22 protein-coding genes are annotated in these 19,663 nt (G+C 59.4%); 1 reads left to right on the plus strand and 21 read right to left on the minus strand.

Annotated elements, in window-relative coordinates; all coding sequences use genetic code 11:
• Positions 1 to 153: 153 nt before the first annotated feature.
• Together WMO20_RS10455 and WMO20_RS10460 are read right to left on the minus strand one after the other, a co-directional pair.
• Positions 154 to 993, minus strand: coding sequence for a fumarate hydratase (locus tag WMO20_RS10455; protein ID WP_349186816.1), 840 nt, complete (start codon positions 991 to 993; stop codon positions 154 to 156).
• A gap of 15 nt (positions 994 to 1,008) precedes the next feature.
• Positions 1,009 to 2,181 (minus strand): NAD(P)-dependent malic enzyme, encoded by a 1,173-nt coding sequence (locus WMO20_RS10460; RefSeq protein WP_217296458.1) that lies wholly within the window; start codon positions 2,179 to 2,181, stop codon positions 1,009 to 1,011.
• Between the two features lie 263 nt (positions 2,182 to 2,444).
• On the opposite strand from WMO20_RS10460, the gene WMO20_RS10465 reads away from it, so the two are divergent.
• A complete protein-coding gene (locus tag WMO20_RS10465; RefSeq protein ID WP_349186817.1) occupies positions 2,445 to 3,608 on the plus strand; it encodes a trigger factor in 1,164 nt (387 codons plus the stop codon).
• A 583-nt stretch (positions 3,609 to 4,191) separates the two neighbouring features.
• Here the strand turns inward: WMO20_RS10465 and pgsA are convergent.
• The 19 genes from pgsA to WMO20_RS10560 all read right to left on the minus strand — a co-directional run bounded on the left by pgsA (position 4,192) and on the right by WMO20_RS10560 (position 19,580).
• Positions 4,192 to 4,791, minus strand: coding sequence for a CDP-diacylglycerol--glycerol-3-phosphate 3-phosphatidyltransferase (gene pgsA, locus WMO20_RS10470; protein ID WP_112090921.1), 600 nt, complete (start codon positions 4,789 to 4,791; stop codon positions 4,192 to 4,194).
• A 20-nt stretch (positions 4,792 to 4,811) separates the two neighbouring features.
• The gene (gene rimO, locus WMO20_RS10475; protein WP_316540189.1) at positions 4,812 to 6,137 is read right to left on the minus strand and encodes a 30S ribosomal protein S12 methylthiotransferase RimO; all 1,326 of its coding nucleotides are present in this window, start codon (positions 6,135 to 6,137) and stop codon (positions 4,812 to 4,814) included.
• Between the two features lie 56 nt (positions 6,138 to 6,193).
• Entirely contained in the window at positions 6,194 to 6,703 is a 510-nt protein-coding gene (locus tag WMO20_RS10480) for a regulatory protein RecX (protein ID WP_349186818.1), read from the minus strand.
• Positions 6,704 to 7,882, minus strand: a complete 1,179-nt coding sequence (gene recA / locus WMO20_RS10485; protein ID WP_349186820.1) for a recombinase RecA — start codon at positions 7,880 to 7,882, stop codon at positions 6,704 to 6,706.
• 116 nt (positions 7,883 to 7,998) lie between these two features.
• Entirely contained in the window at positions 7,999 to 8,970 is a 972-nt protein-coding gene (locus WMO20_RS10490) for a N5-glutamine methyltransferase family protein (protein ID WP_349186822.1), read from the minus strand.
• Complete coding sequence (locus WMO20_RS10495) at positions 8,964 to 9,911, minus strand: DUF1385 domain-containing protein (RefSeq protein WP_249235008.1); 948 nt, start codon at positions 9,909 to 9,911, stop codon at positions 8,964 to 8,966. Before WMO20_RS10495 ends, WMO20_RS10490 begins: the two co-directional genes overlap by 7 nt.
• 132 nt (positions 9,912 to 10,043) lie before the next feature.
• A complete protein-coding gene (locus tag WMO20_RS10500; protein ID WP_349186823.1) occupies positions 10,044 to 11,468 on the minus strand; it encodes a sensor histidine kinase in 1,425 nt (474 codons plus the stop codon).
• Positions 11,469 to 11,558: 90 nt separating this feature from the next.
• Entirely contained in the window at positions 11,559 to 12,263 is a 705-nt protein-coding gene (locus WMO20_RS10505) for a response regulator transcription factor (protein WP_349186824.1), read from the minus strand.
• Positions 12,264 to 12,280: 17 nt separating this feature from the next.
• On the minus strand, positions 12,281 to 13,594 hold the full coding sequence (locus WMO20_RS10510; RefSeq protein ID WP_349186826.1) for a hypothetical protein: 1,314 nt from the start codon (positions 13,592 to 13,594) through the stop codon (positions 12,281 to 12,283).
• A gap of 329 nt (positions 13,595 to 13,923) precedes the next feature.
• Complete coding sequence (gene rplQ, locus WMO20_RS10515) at positions 13,924 to 14,265, minus strand: 50S ribosomal protein L17 (RefSeq protein ID WP_005921819.1); 342 nt, start codon at positions 14,263 to 14,265, stop codon at positions 13,924 to 13,926.
• Positions 14,266 to 14,292: 27 nt separating this feature from the next.
• On the minus strand, positions 14,293 to 15,249 hold the full coding sequence (locus tag WMO20_RS10520) for a DNA-directed RNA polymerase subunit alpha (protein WP_015537248.1): 957 nt from the start codon (positions 15,247 to 15,249) through the stop codon (positions 14,293 to 14,295).
• A 111-nt stretch (positions 15,250 to 15,360) separates the two neighbouring features.
• On the minus strand, positions 15,361 to 15,963 hold the full coding sequence (gene rpsD / locus WMO20_RS10525) for a 30S ribosomal protein S4 (protein WP_005921823.1): 603 nt from the start codon (positions 15,961 to 15,963) through the stop codon (positions 15,361 to 15,363).
• Between the two features lie 20 nt (positions 15,964 to 15,983).
• On the minus strand, positions 15,984 to 16,394 hold the full coding sequence (rpsK, locus tag WMO20_RS10530; protein ID WP_005921825.1) for a 30S ribosomal protein S11: 411 nt from the start codon (positions 16,392 to 16,394) through the stop codon (positions 15,984 to 15,986).
• A gap of 14 nt (positions 16,395 to 16,408) precedes the next feature.
• Positions 16,409 to 16,780 carry a 30S ribosomal protein S13 gene (rpsM, locus tag WMO20_RS10535; RefSeq protein WP_005921827.1) on the minus strand — a complete coding sequence of 124 codons (372 nt, stop codon included), beginning with the start codon at positions 16,778 to 16,780 and terminating at the stop codon, positions 16,409 to 16,411.
• 82 nt (positions 16,781 to 16,862) lie between these two features.
• Entirely contained in the window at positions 16,863 to 16,976 is a 114-nt protein-coding gene (gene rpmJ / locus WMO20_RS10540) for a 50S ribosomal protein L36 (protein ID WP_005921832.1), read from the minus strand.
• A 35-nt stretch (positions 16,977 to 17,011) separates the two neighbouring features.
• Complete coding sequence (infA, locus tag WMO20_RS10545; protein ID WP_005937979.1) at positions 17,012 to 17,263, minus strand: translation initiation factor IF-1; 252 nt, start codon at positions 17,261 to 17,263, stop codon at positions 17,012 to 17,014.
• Positions 17,264 to 17,297: 34 nt separating this feature from the next.
• A complete protein-coding gene (locus WMO20_RS10550; protein WP_316540194.1) occupies positions 17,298 to 17,528 on the minus strand; it encodes a hypothetical protein in 231 nt (76 codons plus the stop codon).
• Between the two features lie 625 nt (positions 17,529 to 18,153).
• Positions 18,154 to 18,945 (minus strand): type I methionyl aminopeptidase, encoded by a 792-nt coding sequence (map, locus tag WMO20_RS10555; RefSeq protein WP_005921840.1) that lies wholly within the window; start codon positions 18,943 to 18,945, stop codon positions 18,154 to 18,156.
• A 2-nt stretch (positions 18,946 to 18,947) separates the two neighbouring features.
• Positions 18,948 to 19,580: an adenylate kinase gene (locus WMO20_RS10560; RefSeq protein ID WP_005921841.1), complete on the minus strand. Its 633-nt coding sequence runs from the start codon at positions 19,578 to 19,580 to the stop codon at positions 18,948 to 18,950.
• Between the last annotated feature and the right edge of the window lie 83 nt (positions 19,581 to 19,663).

Here is a 19,663-nt window from a genome sequence, read left to right on the forward strand (position 1 = left end):
CCTTTGGCATCCTCGCCCTCTCCGTCATCGCTCACGCGATGCCACCTCCCCCAAAGTGGGAGGCCTTGGCAGTCCACACAAACTTTACCTCTTTGCCAAGGGCTCTCCCTTTGGGAGAGCTGGACGCGAAGCGGCCTGAGAGGGCGGAGTCTCTTACAGCTCCGCGCTGGCGCGGCGGGTCACATGACAGGAAACGTTCACAGCCACTGGCAGCCCCGCCACATGGGTGGGCATCTGCTCAATGGCAAGGCCAAGGCAGGTGGTCTTGCCGCCAAAGCCCTGCGGGCCGATGCCCAGTGCATTGATGGCGGTAAGCAGCTCCTGCTCCAGCTGGGCGTAGTAGGGGTCGGGGTTGGGGATGTCCAGCGGGCGCAGCAGCGCCTTTTTGGCAAGATACGCCACCTTGTCAAAGCTGCCGCCCACGCCGATGCCCAGCACGATGGGCGGGCAGGGGTTGGAGCCGGCCTGCTTTACAGTATCCACCACGAACCTTTTAAAGCCCTCCACGCCGTCGGCGGGCTTGAGCATCTGGATGCGGCTCATGTTCTCGCTGCCAAAGCCCTTGGGTGCTACCGTGATGCGGCAGCCCTCGCCGTCCACCAGATGCACCGTGATGGCCGCCGGGGTGTTGTCGCCGGTGTTGCCCCGGCGCAGTGGGTCGGCCACGATGCTCTTGCGCAGGTAGCCGTCCGTATAGCCCCGGCGCACGCCCTCGTGGATGGCGGCTTCAAAGCTGCCGTCAATGTGCACATCGGTGCCCAGCTCCACGAACACGCAGGCCATGCCGGTGTCCTGACAGATGGGCAGGTCTTTTTCCTTTGCGGCGCTAAGGTTCGACCACAGCAGGTCTAATGTGTTCTTTGCCAGCGGCCACGGCTCTTCCTCCCGGGCTTTTTCCAGCGCGGCCTGCACGTCCTGCGGCAGCTGGGTGTTGGCCTTGATGCAGAGCTGCGCCACCGTATCCGTAATGCTCTGTGCGGAGATCGTTCTCATGCCTGTGTCCTCCGCTTACAGCCGTGCCACGCCGGTCTCGCGGGCAGCTTTTGCCACGGCATTTGCCACAGCTTCGGCCACGCGGGGGTCGAACGCGCCGGGGATGATGTTCTCCTCGCTGCGGTCGGCATCGGTGATGAGGTCTGCAATGGCGTAGGCAGCGGCCAGCTTCATCTCATTGTTGATATCCCGGGCGCGGACGCTGAGCGCGCCCTTGAACAGGCCGGGGAAGCACAGCACGTTGTTGACCTGATTGGGGAAGTCGCTGCGGCCGGTAGCCATCACCCGCACGCCGCCCGCCTTGGCTTCATCCGGCATGATCTCCGGGGTGGGGTTTGCCATGGCAAAGACGATGGCGTCCTTGTTCATGGTCTTGCACAGCTCGGTGGTCAGGATGCCGGGGCGGGACACGCCGATGAACACGTCTGCACCCTCCAGCGCTTCCTTCAGACCGCCCTTGATCTGGCGGGGGTTGGTCACCTCGCCCAGCCAGTTCTTGTGTGCTTCGGCGCTGTTGCAGCCCTTGTACAGGGTGCCGAACTGATCTACCGCCACGATGTCCTTGGCACCGGCGGTCATGAGCATCTTGATGATGGCGGTACCGGCTGCGCCGGGGCCGTTCAGGACGATGTGCACGTCCTCCATCTTCTTATTCACCACCCGCAGGGCGTTGATGAGAGCAGCGGTGACCACGATAGCCGTGCCGTGCTGGTCGTCGTGGAACACGGGGATGTCCAGCTCCCGCTCCAGGGTCTCCTCGATCTCGAAGCACTCCGGGCTCTTGATATCCTCCAGATTGATGCCGCCAAAGGTGGGCGCGATGGCCTTGCAGGCAGCAATGACGCTGGCAGCGTCGTGGGCGTCGATGCAGATGGGGAAGGCGTCCACGCCGCCGAACTCCTTGAACAGCACAGCCTTGCCCTCCATGACCGGCAGACCGGCTTCCGGGCCGATATCGCCCAGACCCAGCACGGCAGTACCGTTGGAGACAACGGCCACCATGTTGCCCTTGAAGGTGTACTTATACACATCGTCGGGGTTTTCCTTGATCTTGCGGCAGGGCTCGGCCACACCGGGGGTGTAGGCGGTGGACAGGTCGTCGCGGGTGGCGACCTCCACCTTGCTCACGATGCCCACCTTTCCCTTGTGGGACTCGTGCATTTCCAGAGCTGCTTTATTGTAATCCATGGTTTTATCCTCCAATTTCAGCAAAAGGCTTTCCCCCGCAGGGAAAGGCTCATACAGTTTTATTGTAACAGAACCGCCCGGGTATTTCCACCGGTTTTGCGGCATTTCCCGCCCAAAAGCGGGCAAAAGTGATACCTGTGCCGGGCGGCATTTGTGGAATTTTAGCAAAAATCTTTTTTTTTCGCATTTTTCCGTTATAATAGGATGGTATGATATTTGCATTCTCCGTGAAAACGGTCTGCTATTTTTAGGAGGTATCTCTTTTGAAACGCATTACCAAGATCCTGTTGTGTGTGCTGTGCGCGGTGGCTGCTGTGCTGTGCGTAGCTGCGGCCTGCTTTATGCTGCTCAAAAAGCAGGGCAGCACCACGGCATCCTCTGCCGCATCCGGCGCAAGCGTGTCCGTCTACGGCAAGGTGTCGGATTTCGATTATTCCAGCTTCGATTACTCCGAGGGACTGGACGATAACGGCCACTGGACCGGCATCCGCGCACTGGACTATGTGACCTTGCCGGATGATGTATCCGCGCTGCCGCTTTCTAAGGCAGACATTGAGCCCACCGAGACCGAGATCCAGACCCAGATCGACACCTTGCTGAACCAGTACGCCACCACCCAGAACATCACCGGCCGGGCAGCCCAGAGCGGCGACACTGTGAACATCGACTATTCCGGCGCGGTGGACGGCGTAGCCTTTACCGGCGGCACTGCCACCGGCTATGACCTGACGCTGGGCAGCCACACCTTCATTGACGGCTTCGAGGATCAGATCATCGGCCACAATATCGGTGACACCTTTGATGTGACCGTCACCTTCCCGGAGGGCTACGGCGACTCCACCGACGCCGAGGGCAACACCATCACCCTCAGCGGCAAGGAAGCCGTGTTCAGCGTGACACTGAACGCCATCACCCAGAGCGTTGTGCCCACCCTGACCGATGAGTGGGTGGAGACCAATTTTGCCGCCAGCGACGACCTGCACACCGCAGACGCCCTGCGCCAGTACTTTGACAGCGCCCTGTACGCCAACAATCTGGACAACGCCGTGATGGACTATCTGCTCAATAACGCCACCTTCAAGGAGATCCCCACCCAGATCACCAGCTACTACATCCGTATGTTCCTGAACTACCACTCTCAGCTTGCTACCCAGTACGGCATGGAGCTGGACGCCTACGCACAGGCCAAGGGCTACGCCGATGCCAACGCGATGCTTGCAGATTCTGACGCCTATTTTGAGCATCTGGCCAAGCAGGATCTGGTCTTTCAGGCCATTGCGGAACAGCTGGATATCACCCCCACGCAGGAACAGATCGACAGTGTCAACAGCTCCTACGCCGACACCTATGGCGCACAGCGCAGTATGCTGAACGCCTTGCAGCTGGCTGTGCTGGACAAGGTGGAGGAAAGCGCGGTGCTTTCCTGACAGTGCGTCGAAACACGATTTTAAATGGCTTCCGCTACGCTCTAGCCATGTTCAGCGGAAAAATTATTTTTAATAGAGCAATGCCGGAGCGTCTGCGGACGCTCCGGCATTGCATTTTCACGAGAGGGGTCGTGGAGGAAAACGGCAGCTGCCGCGCCGCTTTCTGCGAAAGCGCGGCGCTGCGGGGGATAAAACTCCCCCAGTCGCCTACGGCGACAGCCCCCTCTGAGATGGGGCCCTTGGCAAAACCGGAGACTTTCCCGCCATGCCAAAGGCTCCCTCCCAGAGGGAGCTGGCAAAACCGTCAGGTTTTGACTGAGGGAGTTCAGCCGTCCCCTTGGGGAAGGTGGCTTGACGCGAAGCGGCAAGACGGAAGGGGTATCTCGGCATCTGCCGTTCCCCTTCACGACTTCCTTCGTGAAAATGGGTTTCAGAAAAGTCCGCAGACTTTTCTGAAACCCGAAATTTAAAATAATTCTTCCGCTGAATATGCCCAGAGCAACGCGGAGGGCATTCAAAATCGTCCCACACAAGCAAAAGGCCGCTGCACGGTGAGGTGCAGCGGCCTTTGTTTTCCACATTTTTATTTTGCAGTGTTGATAAAGCTGCGGTTATCCCACAGGTACTTGATGCCGGAGATGGCGGTCACAGCAGCCACCAGCCAGCACAGGGCGATGGAGATCACCACCACGATGGAAACGCTTTCCACCGTGCCGCGGTAGCTCAGGGCAGTGCCGAAGAAGTAGAAGATGATGCTCAGCATCTGCAAAACGGTCTTTACCTTGCCCCACATATTGGCGGCGATGACCTTGCCGTCCTTGGCACCGGCGGCCACCATGCGCAGACCGGACACCGCAAACTCACGTGCCAGAATGATGCACAGCACCACGGGGCTGCACACACCATCCCGCAACATATAGATGAAGGCCACGGTGGTCAGCAGCTTGTCAGCCAGCGGGTCGGCAAACTTGCCGAAATCGGTGACCATGTGCCACTTGCGTGCCAGATGGCCGTCCAGAAAGTCGGTGAAGCTGGCAGCGGCAAACACGATGCCTGCCAGCAGGTAGAAGGCGGCGTTGAATGTACCGTCCACGATGCCGTCCAGACCAGTCAGAGACACAAAGATCATGAACACCGGCACCAGAATGATGCGGGTCAGGGTAAGCTTATTGGGCAGATTCATAGGTTTTATCCTCCAATTCGTTATTTTACGACCGTACCATACAGATCGTAAAGGTCGCTGTCCTCTACCAGCACATCATAGAACTGGCCGGGGTACAGCGGTTCCTCGCTGGAAACGCAGACGCAGCCGTCCACCTCCGGCGCATCGCCGGTGGTGCGGCAGAGGTACAGGCCGTTTTCCTCGTCGATGCCGTCACACAGAACGTGCACGGTCTGGCCCACCTTTTCGGCCTGCTTCTGTGCCATGATGCCGGTCTGGATCTGCATTACCAGCTCAGCACGCTTGTCCTTGACCTCCTGCTCGATCTGGCCGTCCATCCGTGCCGCCACGGTGTTTTCCTCGGCGGAGTAGGCAAAGCAGCCCAGACGGTCGAACTGCACCTCCTTGACAAAGTTGCACAGATCCTCGAACTGCTCCTCGGTCTCGCCGGGGAAGCCCGCGATCAGGGTGGTGCGCAGGGTGATGCCGGGGATCTCACGGCGCAGCTTGCCGATGACCTCCAGCAGCTCCGCGCGGTTGGAGCGGCGGTTCATGTTCTTGAGGATGGTATCGTTGCAGTGCTGGATGGGCAGGTCGAGGTAAGGCACCACCTTCTCGTTGCGCTTCATGGCGGCAATAAATTCATCGGTGATGCGCTCCGGGTAGGCGTACATGATGCGGATCCATTCCAGCCCCGGCACCTTGTTCAGCTTGTCCAGAAGCTCACAGATGCTGCCGGGCTTGCCCCAGTCCTCGCCGTAGGCGGTGGGATCCTGCGCCACAACAATAAGCTCCTTCACGCCCTCACCCGCCAGCCAGCGGGCTTCGGCTACGCAGTCGGCCATATCGCGGCTGTGCAGCGGGCCGCGGATGCCCGGGATAGCGCAGTAATGGCAGCGGTTGTTGCAGCCCTCGGCGATCTTTAAGTACGCATAGTGGGCGGGCGTGCCGATGACGCGCTTGCCGCCCAGCGGGAAGTCCTTTTTGGCACCGTAGCTTTCCAGATGATCCTCGCCGTGGAACAGCCGCTCCACGATGGTGTCAATGGCCTTGTTGGAAGCACAGCCTACAACGGCGTCCACCTCCGGGATCTCTTCCTCGATCTGGCTTCGGTAGCGCTCGGCAAGGCAGCCGGTAACGATGACCTTCAGGTTCGGGTTCTGCTGCTTGTAGGCGCAGGCTTCCAGAATGTTTTCAATGGCTTCGGTCTTGGCGCTCTCGATAAAGCCGCAGGTGTTCACAAGAATGACATCTGCTTCGGCCAGATCGGCCACAGTCTCGTGCCCGGCAGACAGCAGGATGTGCACCATCACATCCAGATCCACCTGATTTTTCGGACAGCCAAGGGAAATACACGCAATTTTCATAAGGGATGATACTCTCTTTCTCTTTTGAGGGATGCTTTTAAAATTTTACGGGAGGGTCATTCCCCCTCCTCCACCCTGCGGATGGCTTCTTTAATAGTGGTGTAGGCAAAGCCGCGGCGCTGCAGCGCCGCCACCACAAGGTCGCGACGGCCGATAGCAAGCTTTTTGCGGTAGCGGCTGTCCACCAGCGCGGCGGCGGCTTCCAGCTCCGGGTCGTCGCCGCCGTCCTCCGGGGCGTAGACCGCTTCCAGCGCACCTGCCACCTCGGCGGGGGCAAGCCCCTTCTGGCGCAGGCTCTGGGCGGCGGCGCGGCGGCTTTTGCGGGCAGCCAGCAGGCTGTGCGCCCGTGCTTCGGCGTAGCGGGCATCGTTCACATAGTCCAGCTGCACCATCTCCGCCACAGCGGCGGCAGCAGCCTGCTCGGTATAGCGGCGGCACAGCCGCTCATACAGCATATTGGCAGAGACCTCCTGCCCGGCCAGCGTTTCCAGCGCACTGGCCCGCGCCTTGGTGGGGTCGGCGCACTTTTCCGCATCCGGGCGGGGTCGGCGGCGGTAGAAGGCCATTTAGTCCTCCACCATGATATCCAGCTCGCTCTCGCTGCTGCGGGTGGGTGCCTTGACCACCGGCTCCTTTGCGGCGGCAGGGTCGGCAGGCTTCTCCGCTACGGCGGCTGCGGCGCGGCCTGCCGGACGGCGGGTGGCGTACAGCTTATCGGCGTTGGCGCGGATCTGCCCCTCGATGTCATTGGCGATCTCGGGGTTATCCTTCAGGAACTGCTTGGCGTTGTCGCGGCCCTGACCCAGACGGATATCGCCGTAGTTGAACCATGCGCCGCTCTTCTGCACGATGCCCAGCTTGACGCCCACATCAATGAGCTCGCTCATTTTGGAGATGCCCTCACCGAACATGATGTCGAACTCGGCTTCACGGAACGGCGGAGCCACCTTGTTCTTGACGATCTTGGCACGGGTGTGGTTGCCGATGAACTGGCCGGAGGAGTCCTTCAGACCCTCCACGCGGCGGATGTCGATACGCACCGAGGCGTAGTATTTCAGGGCGCGGCCGCCGGTGGTCACCTCCGGGTTGCCGTACATGACGCCCACCTTCTCACGCAGCTGGTTGATGAACACGCAGACCGTGTTGGTCTTGCCGATGACGCTGGTCAGCTTGCGCATGGCCTGACTCATCAGACGTGCCTGCAAGCCCACATGGCTGTCGCCCATCTCGCCCTCGATCTCGGCGCGGGGCACCATGGCGGCTACCGAGTCCACTACGATGGCATCAATCGCACCGGAGCGTACCAGTGCTTCGCAGATCTCCATGGCCTGCTCGCCGGTGTCCGGCTGGCTGACCAGCAGGTTGTTGATATCCACACCCAGCGCCTCGGCATAGGTGGGGTCCAGTGCGTGCTCAACGTCGATAAAGGCCACCTCGCCGCCCTTCTTCTGGGCTTCGGCAAGGATGTGCAGTGCCAGCGTGGTCTTACCGCTGGATTCCGGGCCGTACACCTCGATGATGCGCCCGCGCGGCACACCGCCCACGCCCAGCGCCAGATCCAGCCCCAGACTGCCGGTGGAAATGGCATCCACCTGCATGGAGGCGTTGTCGCCCAGCTTCATGACGGCACCCTTGCCGAACTGCTTTTCGATCTGCGCCAGCGCCGTAGCCAGCGCATCCTTCTTGGCTTCCGGCTCGGTCTTTTGGGTAGCCGGTGCAACGTTATTGTTCTGATTTTTTGCCATAGCCTGCTGCTCCTTTTATCCTTTGGGCCCGCAGAGGGCGGGCTGTCCTTCGCTTTCCTTCTTAGTATAACACAAAATCAAAATATTACAACAAGAAGTTGTTTGTTTTTTCCAATTTATTTTGGGCGGCGGGCAGTCACACAGCGGTCGTTGCCGCCAAAGTCCTGTATGCAGCGGATATCTGCCCATCCGTTCTCTGCCAGCAGGGCGCTTACAGCTTCCCGCTGCTGCCAGCCGATCTCCAACACCAGCGCCCCGCCGGGGCACAGCGCATTTTGGTAGTGCTGCGCCAGCGCCCGGTAGAATACAAGGCCGTCCTCCCCGGCTTCCAGCGCCATAGCAGGCTCCTGCGCCACCTCGGGCTGCAGCTGCTCCATCTCGGCGGCGGTCAGGTAGGGCGGGTTCGAGACGATGAGCTCCAGCTGCCCCTCCGGCAGCGTTTCCCAGTAGGTGAACAGGTCGCCCTGCACCGGCTGCACCGCGTAGACGGGCTTTTTGCCTGCCCGCAGCACGTTCAGCGCCGGGCCCCAGTCCAAGGCCGGGGCATCTGCCTGTTCAAGCGCAGAAGGTTCCAGCACGTTCTCGGTCTGTCTGCCCTGCCCGGTCAGAGCGCAGCGGGCGTTCTTTTCCAGATAGGTAAAGGCCGCAGGGCTTTTTTCCACGCAGGTCACCTGCGCGGCGGGACAAAAGCGCTTGACTCCCAACCCCAGACAGCCTGTCCCGGCGCAGAGGTCCAGCACCCGGGGCGCTGCAATGCCCGCAAGGGTCTCGGCGGCGGCCTGCGCCACCACCTCGGTATCTGCCCGGGGACAGAGCACCCCGGGGCCTACCGCCAACTCAAAATCTAAAAAGCTCCAGCTGCCGCAGAGGTATTGCAGCGGCTCCCGCGCGGCGCGGCGGGTGCAGAGCACTTCCAGCGCCGCCGCCTGCTCTGCGGTCAGCGGACGGTCGGAAAGCCGCACGTCCCGCCCGGTCGCCAGCCGGAACAGCTCCCGCGCGTCAAAATCCGCGTCCGGGCAGCCTGCGGCGGTCAGCCGCTGTTCCACCTCCCGCACCGCTGTGCGGGGGAGCATTGCTTCGTTTACCATTTGCCTTCCTCCGGGTTTTCGGGCAGCACGGGGGTGATGGCGGCAATGGCTACCTCGATCATGCTGTCGTCCGGCTCAAAGACGGTAAGATGCTGCACCCAGATGCCCGGCTGACGGATGATGCGGGTAGCAATGTTATCCGACCGGCCGCACCACTTGAGCAGCTCGTAGCTGATGCCCATGACCAGCGGCAGCAGCAGCAGCTTGCACACCACCCGCAGGCCGATGCTGCCCCACGGCAGCACGCTGTACAAAAACACGCTGACGATGACCACCAGAATGAGGAAGCTGGTGCCGCAGCGGGGATGGAAACGGGTATACTTGCGCACATTCTCCACGGTCAGCGGGTCGCCCGCCTCGTAGCAGGCAATGGTCTTGTGCTCTGCGCCGTGGTATTCAAACACCCGGTGGATCTCCTTCATTTTAGAGATGCCCACCATATAGGTCAGGAAGATGGCCACCTTCAGCACGGCTTCCAGCACCACCTTGCCCCAGCGCCCCAGCGGCAGCAGACGGTTCACCCCGCCCACAAGGAAGGTGGGCAGCACGGTGAACAGCAAAATCGCCAGCAGACCGCCCAGCACCGCCGCCACGGTCAGCAGTGCATTCTCGGCTTTCTCGCCCAGATGCTCCCCCACCCATTTTTCAAAGGCGGTTTCCTCCTCGGCGGGGTCGTAATCGTCCCCCATGCTTACCTGTGCCGAGTACATCATGTAGCGGTAGCCCACGATCATGCTCTCGATCATGGAAATGGCGCCGCGCACCAGCGGGATCTTCGTCCATACCCCGTGGGTGGGGGTAGGGTCGAGCTTGGTCTCAATGGTGCCGTCCGGCTTGCGCACAGCGCAGCACATCTGCTTGGGGCCGCGCATCATGATGCCCTCCATCAGTGCCTGCCCGCCCACGCTGGTCTTAAAGCGTTCCTTTTTAGGTTGATTCATTGGTTTCTCCCGATATCCGTCCCTGCCGCTTGCGGCATAGGACGGTCTTTTTTGTATTTTATCCGGGGCATATCCCCGCGCAAAGCTCATTCTAGCACACAAATGTGACAAAATCTGTGTTTTGGGCGCTGCTCACGCCTTATGGTACAGCGGCAGACCCAGCGTGACCACGGTGCCGCGCCCGAGGGTGCTCTTGATATCCAGCGTGCCGTCCAGCGCGGTCATGATGGAATCCACCAGCGCCAGACCGATGCCGCTGCCGCGCACCGAGTTGCTGCCCTTGTAGAACTTGGTCTTTACGTTTTCCAGATCCTCCGGCGGAATGCCGCGTCCCTGATCGATGATCTCCACAAAGGCTTTGTACTCCCCTGCCCACAGCTTGACCGTAATATGCCCGCCGGGGGCGGAGTATTTGATGGCGTTATCCAGAATATTGATGAACACCTGCCGCAGACGGTCCGGGTCGGCATAGACGGGGATCATCTCCTCCGGCTCGGTGTAGTGGAGCAGCAGCCCCTCCTGCCGGATGCGTGCCTCGCAGAAGAGCACAGCATCGGTCAGCTCTGCCACCAAGTCCAGCGGGCGGCACTCCATGCGGATGCGTCCGTTCTGCAGGCGGCTGAAATCCAGCAGTTCCTCCACCATATTGTTCAGCCGCCCGGTCTCGTTGTTGATGATCTCCAGCCCCTTGCGGTAGTTCTCGTCCGTGGGGTCGTCCAAGGTCATCAAGGTCTCCACCCAGCCCCGGATGGAGGTAAGCGGGGTGCGCAGTTCGTGAGACACCGAGCTGATGAACTCGTTCTTCATCTTCTCGGTCTCTTCCAGACCCTCAGCCATCTGGTTGATAGTGCCGCGCAGCCGGTCCACCTCGTCGTGGGGGTCGCCGGTCAGGGGCAGACGCACGTCCAGCTCGCCCCGGGCGATGCCGGCGGCGGTGCGCTCCACCTGCCCCAGCGGCACCACGATGCCCCGCACAAAGTACAGTCCGGACATGACCGTGAACAGCAGGATCGCCACCGCAATGAACACACTGACGATGACGGCGTTTTTGACCTGCCGCTCCACCAGCGCCAGACTGGTGACCAGCCGCAGAGCCGCCACGTCCTCGGCGTCGTAGGGCACCAGCGAGCAGGCCGCCATGACCATCTCGCCGGACTGGGTGCGGTACACCGCCACGCCCAGACCGTCCGGCGCACCGAGCGCCTGTTCAAAGTCCCTGCTGCTGACGATGCCCTCCGCGTCCGTACCGCTGGAGGAGGCGATCACGCTGCCGTAGCTGTCCAGCAGCATGAACTCGTATTTATCCTTATCGGCAAACTGTTCCACCATGCGCCGCAGCGCCAGACTGCGGCTGACCGCCGCGCTCTGGGCGGTATCGCCGGTATACATTTTCAGCTGACCGGTCACCGAGGAGAACCGTCGGTACATGATCTGCTGCACACTGCCGTAGTAGCTGCGGGTATAGCTGTACAGAAACATTGCTTCGGCCAGCAGCACTACCAGTACGGTGATGAGCAGATTGCCCCGCAGCCAGCGGCGGGTGATACCGCTTCGCATAACAGTGTCCTCCTTTCGGTGAGTATAGATAATAAAAAAATATTTTTTTGTGATTCAGGAAAGTCCGTAGGACTTTCCTGAATCACATTTTTATTCTTCCCACCGGTAGCCGTAGCCCCACACGGTCATGATGTGGGCGGGGTGGCTGGGTTCGTCCTCCACCTTCATGCGCAGGCGGCGAATGTTCACATCCACGATCTTTACGTCGCCGAAGTAGTTCTCGCCCCAGACCCCTTTCAGGATCTTTTCGCGCACCAACGCGGTGCCCGGATTGCGGAAAAACAGCTCCATGATCTGGAACTCCACCTGCGTCAGCTCAATGGGCTGACCGGCTTTCAGCAGCACGCGGCGGTTCTCGTCCAGCACGAACTCGCCGCTGGTCAAAGTGCCCAGCGGGACGTTCTCCCGGCTGTCCCCTTCCTTGGTGCGGATCACGCGGCGGCACAGCGCTTCCACCCGCGCCAGCAGTTCGCTGACGCTGAAAGGCTTGGTCATGTAATCGTCTGCGCCGATGGACAGCCCGCGGATCTTATCCTGCTCCTGCCCCTTGGCGCTGAGGATGATGATGCCGATCTGCTGGTCGGTGCGGCGGATGGTCTCGCACAGCGAGAATCCGTTCATGCCCGGCAGCATCACGTCCAGAATGGCGGCATCGCAGCCGGGTTTCTGCGCCAGCAGCGGCAGGGCGGCTTCGGCGCTTTCAGCCTCCACCACCTCCATCCCCGCATGGCGCAGGTTCAGGGCGATCATATCGCGGATATTGGTTTCATCTTCTACAACAAGCACTCGTACCATGCAGCATCCTCCATTCCTTAATTCAGCAGATACAATGCCTTGGAAAGGCGATAGTTTGTGTCGGCAAGCAAAACGCCCGGGCCCATTCTGGCCTGCAGCTGGCGGGACGCCACCACGCCGAGCCTTGTCCAGCCGGTAGAATTGGCCGAGGTCCTTGCCAGCCGTACCGTCAGCACCAGCTCATCCTCGTCTACGGTGCGCAGCTCCACTGCGCCGTCATATTCCTCGCTGTCGGTCAGTTTCAGGTTGCCCTCCCACTCGGCGGGCAGCTCGATATAACAGTTGGTCTCCTCGTCCAGCAGGCCAAAGCTTTTTTCCGGGTGGCTGCTGGTGTAGTCCATCCAGACGATAAAATCCATGCGGCGGCTCTGGCTCAGGTTCAGCAGACCCGCCTCGTCCGGCTGGGTGGGGATCTCCACGATGCCGTCTCCGTCCAAGTCCCGGCTGACCAGCGTGGGTACATTGCGCAGAGAGGCGTTATACAGCCGCTGGCTGCTGATCCTTGTGGCGGGCACCATTTGCTGGCTGTTCTCGTCGTAGCATAACAGCACCGAAGCCAGATTGTTGCCAGAAATGCCGGTCCAGCCGTCCAGCACCAGATAATGCCGCCCGTCTGCGCCTGCACCCGCCGCCACCGAAGCGCAGCCGGAAAACTTATCTGCGGAAAGGCCGTTGACCGCCACCTGCCGGAAGCTGCCCTCCCGGTCTGCGGTCAGCAGCTCGATCTGCACACTGCCGTCCTCCTGTGTGGACATCAGGATCAGATCCTGACTGCTGCCGCCGGTGATATTTTCCACCAGATACTGCTCGTACTGCTGCTCGAGAATGGTGGACAGAGTGCCGTCCTGATAAGAGTACACCGCCAGATAGTGGTCATTCTGGGCAGCGGTATAGCCCACCACCAGCTGGCAGCTGTCTGTATCCTGCAGCTGAGCAAGGCTGACGTTCTCCACCGTTTCGGCAAGGCCTTCCACGCTCTGACGCACCTGCCAGCTTCCGGCATCATCCCGCTGCAAAATGGCTATGCAGACGTTGGCTGTCTGGGCGGTGGTATACAGCACCGCCGCATCCTGCTGGCCGTCGCCATCCAGATCCTGCAGCACAAAGGGAGAAAGCAGCTCGCCCTGAATGGGATATTTCAGCTGGGCGCTCTCACCCAGCCAGTCGTTCAGGGCAGTTTGCAGCGCGCCGTAATCGCCGGAAAGCTTCGGGGCACGCAGCAGCTCCTCTACCTGTGCCTTTTCGTTGGCCGGCAGCACGGTCTGGCAGCTGCACAGCACAAAGCACAGCAGCGTGCACAGCACCAGCCGCAGCCTGCGGGTTCTGTTCATACCGGTCAACCTCCTTCCGGGCATAAAAAACTATTTTCAGTATACCACACTTTGCGGACACAAAAAAGGGGTTGGGCATACGCGGAGAACGATTTGGAATGCGCGGCGGGGGATTACCCCTTCCGTCATCGCCTACGGCGATGCCACCTTCCCCAAGGGGACGGCTTTTCGCGGTGGCGGGAAACTTTGCGGCAGCACCGAAAGGCGCCCCCTTGGGGGAGCTGTCGCGCAGCGACTGAGGGGGTAACCCATATAAACAAAAAAGAAACCACTGCACAAAAGCTGTGCAATGGTTTCTTTGGTTACTGTATCAAACAGTCAGAGCAGGATCAGACGAGCTCCAGAACTGCCATCTCAGCTGCATCGCCGCGGCGAGCGCCGATCTTGATGATGCGGGTGTAGCCGCCGTTGCGGTCAGCGTACTTGGGGCTGATCTCGTCAAACAGCTTCTTTGCAACATCTTCCTTGGTGATGTAGGCGTAGACCTGACGCTTGGTGTGCAGGTCGCTGGCCTTGCCAAGGCTGATCATCTTCTCGGCCATGGAACGAACGTCCTTAGCGCGAGTGACAGTGGTCTCAATCTTGCCATTCTCTAACAGGTAGGTAACCATAGCGCGCATCATAGCGTTGCGGCTGTCGCTGGTTCTACCGAGCTTTCTGGTACCGGGCATCCCGTTTCACTCCTTAAATTATTTTAGTTATTCGTCATCCGTGTTCAGCTTGAAGCCGAGGGAGTCCAGCTTTGCCATGACTTCCTCCAGGCTCTTGCGACCGAGGTTGCGGACCTTCATCATCTCGTCCTCGCTCTTGCTGACCAGATCTTCCACCGTGTTGATCCCTGCGCGCTTCAGGCAGTTGAAGGAACGCACGCTCAGATCCAGCTCTTCGATGGTCATCTCCAGAGCCTTCTCCTTGTCGTCGTTGGTCTTTTCTACCATGATCTCAGCGCCGGCGGCCTCGTCCGACAGGTTGACGAACAGGTTCAGGTGCTCGGTCAGCACACGGGCAGCCAGAGAAACGGCTTCCTGTGCGTTGATCGTGCCATCGGTCCAAACCTCAATGGTCAGCTTGTCATAATCAATGGCCTGTCCAACACGGGTGCTCTCGACGTTATAATTCACCTTGAGCACAGGGGTGTAAATGCTGTCAACGGGAAGGGTGTTGATATCGTTCTTCTCGATGATAGCCTGTTTGTTGCGCTCTGCGGGCACATAGCCGCGACCCTTGTCGAAAGTCAGCTCCATAACGAGCTTGGCACCCTCGCCCAGAGTTGCAATGTGCCACTCAGGGTTCAGAATTTCGATGTCGTCGCCCTGCTTGATGTTGTCAGCAGTGACCTCACAGGGACCAACTGCCTCAACACGCACTGTCTTCGGACCATCAGTGTACAGCTTTGCAGCAATACCCTTCAGGTTCAGGACAATTTCGGTAACGTCTTCCTTGACGCCCTCAATGGTGGAGAACTCGTGGACCACACCGTCAATCTTGACGCTGGTCACGGCGACACCGGGCAGAGAGGAAAGAAGCACACGACGCAGGCTATTGCCCAGTGTGATGCCAAAGCCACGCTCCAGAGGTTCTGCCACGAATTTACCGTAGCGGCCGTCCGGGGACAGGCTTGCCGTTTCGATCTTGGGACGTTCAATCTCCATCATATCTATGCCCTCCTTGTCAAACCGGTGTTTCCACCGGCCCATTATTGAATTCTTTCAAAAAAGAATGCGAAAGCGTACCATCCAGAAGGAAGGCAACGCCTTCTTAATGGATTACTTGGAGTACAGCTCGACGATGAGGTGCTCTGCGACTTCGTAGTCGATATCGCTGCGCTCGGGCAGCTTAGCGACAACGCCCTTCAGAGAACCGGTCTCGCGGTTCAGCCATGCGGGCAGAGCCACGACGGGAGCCTCGGCACCGGTCAGCTTTGCAAACTTTGCAGAGCTGCGGCTGGACTCGCGCACTTCGATCACATCGCCGGCCTTCACCTGGTAAGAGGGGATGTTGACCTTCTTGCCGTTGACGGTGAAGTGAGCGTGAGACACCAGCTGACGAGCGTCGCGGCGGGTCTGAGCAAAGCCCAGACGGAACACGACGTTGTCCAGACGGCACTCCATGATCTGGAGCAGGTTCTCACCGGTCTTGCCGGGGCGAGACTCTGCCTTCAGGTAAGCGTTGTGGAACTGCTTCTCCAGAACGCCGTAGATGAACTTGACCTTCTGCTTCTCCTTCAGCTGAGATGCGTACTCAGACTGCTTCTTGCGGACGTTGCCGTTGGAGTTGCGGGTGGTATTCTTCTTTGCATAGCCCATGACCGCAGGAGAAATGCCCAGGGCCTTGCAACGCTTTGCGATAGGCTGCGTATTCTTTGCCATAATTCAATTTCCTCCTTCGATCAGACACGACGGCGCTTCGGGGGACGGCAGCCGTTGTGGGGGATGGGAGTCACGTCCTTGATCAGGGTGACTTCCAGACCGGTAGCCTGCAGCGCACGGATAGCGGACTCACGGCCAGCGCCGGGGCCCTTGACGTAAACTTCAACAGTCTTCATGCCGTGCTCGATAGCAGTCTTAGCTGCGGTCTCGGCAGCGGACTGAGCTGCGAACGGGGTGCTCTTGCGGCTGCCACGGAAGTTCAGGGAGCCGGAGGAGCACCAAGACACTGCATTACCCTGCAGGTCGGTGATAGTAACGACAGTATTGTTGAAGGTAGACTGGATGTGAGCCTGACCAGCAGCAATGTTCTTGCGCTCTTTCCGCTTCATGCGGACATTTGCGCCCTTCTTGGCGTTATTTGCACTTGCCATTTCTCAAATCCTCCTTACTTCTTCTTGTTTGCGACAGTGCGCTTGGGACCCTTGCAGGTACGTGCATTGGTCTTGGTGCGCTGGCCGCGGCAGGGCAGATTCTTGCGATGGCGGGTGCCACGGAAGGACTGGATCTCGACCAGACGCTTGATGTCCAGAGCCACGTTGCGGCGCAGGTCGCCTTCAACGAGGATGTTTGCCTGATCGATGTAGTCACGGATCTTAGCCTCTTCGTCCAGAGTCAGATCCTTGACGCGGGTATCGGGGTTGATGCCAGTTGCTTCCAGGATCTTGTTAGCAGTGGTCTGGCCGATACCATAAACGTAGGTGAGACCCACCTGAACGCGCTTCTCGCGGGGCAGGTCAACGCCGGCAATACGTGCCATAGTAGTTTCCTCCAAAAATCATCCCATGTCAGTGTCGGGGTCTGCGCCGGGACTCTACGCACTTGACCCCCAGGCGCCCGAATTAGCCCTGGCGCTGCTTGTGCTTGGGGTTCTGGCAGATGACCATCACGCGGCCTTTGCGGCGGATGACCTTGCACTTTTCGCAGATGGGTTTCACGGAAGGCTTGACCTTCATGATGTTGAACCTCCTTTTGGTTGATGCCCTGACGCTTATTTGGAGCGCCAGGTGATGCGGCCCTTAGAAAGATCATAGGGCGACATTTCCACGGTTACCTTGTCCCCGGGCAGGATACGGATGAAATTGGTCCGCAGCTTGCCGGAGATGTGCGCTAAGAGGATGTGACCGCTGGGAGTGAGCTTCCCGGTGTTCTTATCCTCGCTCAACATTTCCACCTTAAAGATGGCGTTGGGCATGGCTTCACGCACAATGCCTTCGATCTCGATGACGTCTTCTTTAGACAAGCTATTTGCCTCCTCATTGGATCTGCTCAGTTTGTCATAATTGAGCACCGGTGCTCCCGCCCCTAAAAACAGAAAGCACTGCATTCTTCCGTGCCTGCGCCCGTTTTTGTGCAGTTTGCCGCTTCTCTTTCGGGGAGCTTTCACGCCGATTCCCAGACGGACAGGTGGCGATGAGCGCCACATACTTCATCTCCTGCGGCACAAAATCCGCAAAACGGGCAGACTGAGCCTGTCCGTCGAGGAAGTATCTGGCTTCCACAGCCATTTATAGATTATACACCTTTTGTTGTCAATTTGCAAGAGGTTTTTTCCGTATTTCCGATAAAAAATTATTCTGTGTAAAAGCTCTTTTCTGCTACGTCCGGCTTTCGCGGTTCTCCACCGTGAAGGTGAAACTTTTTCACGAAAACTTGTCACAATTGCACAAATTGCAGGGTGGAGGAGCGGAAAAGGCCGTCTGCCGTTTCTCCGCAGACAGCCTTTTCAGACAGACAAAACGATTTAAAATGCCCTCCGCATCGCTCTGGGCATAATCAGAGGAAGGATTATTTTTATTTTTGCGTTTGTCGCGCTCTGCGGAGCGCTCCAAACGCATTTTCACGCAGAGGGGTCGTAGCGGGAGACGACATTTGCAGTGCCGCTTTCGGCAGTGCTGAAGCCACCCCCTCAGGCTCACTACGTTCGCCAGCTCCCCCAAGGGGACGCCTTTGCACTGTGCCGGAAACTTTACCGTTATGCCAAGGGCTCTCCCTTTGGGAGAGCTGGCAAAGCCGACAGGCTTTGACTGAGAGGGCGAGCCCGCTAACCAAAAAGCAACTGCGACAAGAATGCTCCATACGCAAAAGAAGCCGCCGCACATCGTCTGTGCAGCGGCTCCTTTTAATGGTTGCTTACTTCAGGCTGAAGGTGGCCGGGTCAAAATCCGGGTCATCCCAGCTGCGGGTCATGATCTCGGTGCGGTCCTTCAGGATGGCGATAGAGTGCTCAAAGTGAGCAGCCAGCCCGCCGTCCTTGGTCTTGACAGTCCAGCCGTCGCTGAGCTGCTTGATCTTGTAGTCACCCTGACAGATCATCGGCTCAATGGCGATGGTCATGCCGGGCACCAGACGGGGCCCGCGTCCCTGATGGCCGTAGTTGGGTACCTCGGGGTCCTCGTGCAGCTCCTTGCCGGTGCCGTGACCCACAAAGTCACGCACCACAGAGAAGCCCGCGTCCTCGCAGTAGCTCTGCACGGCGTAGCCGATATCACCGATGCGGTTGCCCGCCACGGCCTGCCCGATGCCCTTGTACAGAGAAGCCTTGGTCACTTCCAGCAGGCGCTGGGCTTCCAAGTCCACCTTGCCCACCGCGTAGGTGCAGGCGTTGTCGCCGTTGAAGCCGTCCACCTTGGCACCGGTGTCGATGCTCACGATGTCACCCGGGCGGATGACGATATCATGAGAGGGGATGCCGTGGATGACGGTATCGTTCAGGCTGATGCAGGCTGTACCGGGAAAACCGTACAGACCCTTGAAGTTGGGGATGCCGCCGTGCTTCACGATGAAGTCGTAGATCAGCTTATCCAGCTCCCAAGTGGTCATGCCTGCTTCGATGTGCTCTCCGCCGTACTTCAGGGCAGCTGCGCTCAGGGCGTTTGCTCGGCGCATACCGTCCAGCTCTTTTGCATTTTTGATCTGGATCACGCTTATGCCTCCAAAGCCTTCATGACTTCAGCCGTAGTCTCCTCGATGGAGGGGCAGAACTTGATCTCTGCCAACTTGCCGCGGGTGCGGTAGAACTCCACCAGCGGCTCGGTCTGCTCATGGTAGGCTTTCAAACGATCCAGCACGGTTGCGGGCTGGTCGTCCTTGCGGATGACGGTCTTGCCGCCGCACAGGTCGCAGACGCCCTCCACCTTGCTCTTCTTGTTCAGGATGTGGTAGCTTGCGCCGCACTTCTCGCAGACGCGGCGGCCGCTCATGCGCTCCACGATCACGCTGTCCTCAACCTGCAGTTCCAGCACCTTGTCGATGCGGATGCCCATGGTCTCGATGGCCTCTGCCTGCGCAATGGTGCGGGGCACGCCGTCCAGAATGAAGCCGTTGGCGCAGTCAGCCTGTGCCAGACGCTCCTTCAGGATGCCGATGATGACTTCATCGGGCACCAGAGCACCGGCGTCCATAAAGCTCTTGGCCTTCAGACCCATCTCGGTGCCCTCCTTGACAGCAGCACGCAGGATGTTGCCGGTGCTGATGGAAGGGATGTTCAGCTTTGCGCAGATGATCTCGGCCTGCGTGCCTTTGCCTGCGCCGGGTGCGCCCAACAGGATCAGATTCATAGGATCGCTTCCTTTCTTATATGCCACATGATAGAAACATACGTACAAAAGCAAAAAAGCACTGAAAAGTATGAGCGTACTCT

Origin of the sequence: Faecalibacterium intestinale (assembly GCF_040096575.1) — a bacterium.
GTDB classification, from domain to species: Bacteria; Bacillota; Clostridia; order Oscillospirales; family Ruminococcaceae; genus Faecalibacterium; species Faecalibacterium intestinale.

Coding starts and splice junctions, on each gene's coding strand:
- WMO20_RS10455 (WP_349186816.1), bottom strand. CDS start 993: ATGAGAACGATCTCCGCACAGAGCATTACGGATACGGTGGCGCAGCTC.
- WMO20_RS10460 (WP_217296458.1), bottom strand. CDS start 2,181: ATGGATTACAATAAAGCAGCTCTGGAAATGCACGAGTCCCACAAGGGA.
- pgsA (WP_112090921.1), bottom strand. CDS start 4,791: ATGAATCTGCCCAATAAGCTTACCCTGACCCGCATCATTCTGGTGCCG.
- rimO (WP_316540189.1), bottom strand. CDS start 6,137: ATGAAAATTGCGTGTATTTCCCTTGGCTGTCCGAAAAATCAGGTGGAT.
- WMO20_RS10480 (WP_349186818.1), bottom strand. CDS start 6,703: ATGGCCTTCTACCGCCGCCGACCCCGCCCGGATGCGGAAAAGTGCGCC.
- recA (WP_349186820.1), bottom strand. CDS start 7,882: ATGGCAAAAAATCAGAACAATAACGTTGCACCGGCTACCCAAAAGACC.
- WMO20_RS10490 (WP_349186822.1), bottom strand. CDS start 8,970: ATGGTAAACGAAGCAATGCTCCCCCGCACAGCGGTGCGGGAGGTGGAA.
- WMO20_RS10495 (WP_249235008.1), bottom strand. CDS start 9,911: ATGAATCAACCTAAAAAGGAACGCTTTAAGACCAGCGTGGGCGGGCAG.
- WMO20_RS10500 (WP_349186823.1), bottom strand. CDS start 11,468: ATGCGAAGCGGTATCACCCGCCGCTGGCTGCGGGGCAATCTGCTCATC.
- WMO20_RS10505 (WP_349186824.1), bottom strand. CDS start 12,263: ATGGTACGAGTGCTTGTTGTAGAAGATGAAACCAATATCCGCGATATG.
- WMO20_RS10510 (WP_349186826.1), bottom strand. CDS start 13,594: ATGAACAGAACCCGCAGGCTGCGGCTGGTGCTGTGCACGCTGCTGTGC.
- rplQ (WP_005921819.1), bottom strand. CDS start 14,265: ATGCCCGGTACCAGAAAGCTCGGTAGAACCAGCGACAGCCGCAACGCT.
- WMO20_RS10520 (WP_015537248.1), bottom strand. CDS start 15,249: ATGATGGAGATTGAACGTCCCAAGATCGAAACGGCAAGCCTGTCCCCG.
- rpsD (WP_005921823.1), bottom strand. CDS start 15,963: ATGGCAAAGAATACGCAGCCTATCGCAAAGCGTTGCAAGGCCCTGGGC.
- rpsK (WP_005921825.1), bottom strand. CDS start 16,394: ATGGCAAGTGCAAATAACGCCAAGAAGGGCGCAAATGTCCGCATGAAG.
- rpsM (WP_005921827.1), bottom strand. CDS start 16,780: ATGGCACGTATTGCCGGCGTTGACCTGCCCCGCGAGAAGCGCGTTCAG.
- rpmJ (WP_005921832.1), bottom strand. CDS start 16,976: ATGAAGGTCAAGCCTTCCGTGAAACCCATCTGCGAAAAGTGCAAGGTC.
- WMO20_RS10550 (WP_316540194.1), bottom strand. CDS start 17,528: ATGGCTGTGGAAGCCAGATACTTCCTCGACGGACAGGCTCAGTCTGCC.
- WMO20_RS10560 (WP_005921841.1), bottom strand. CDS start 19,580: ATGAATCTGATCCTGTTGGGCGCACCCGGCGCAGGCAAAGGCACGCAG.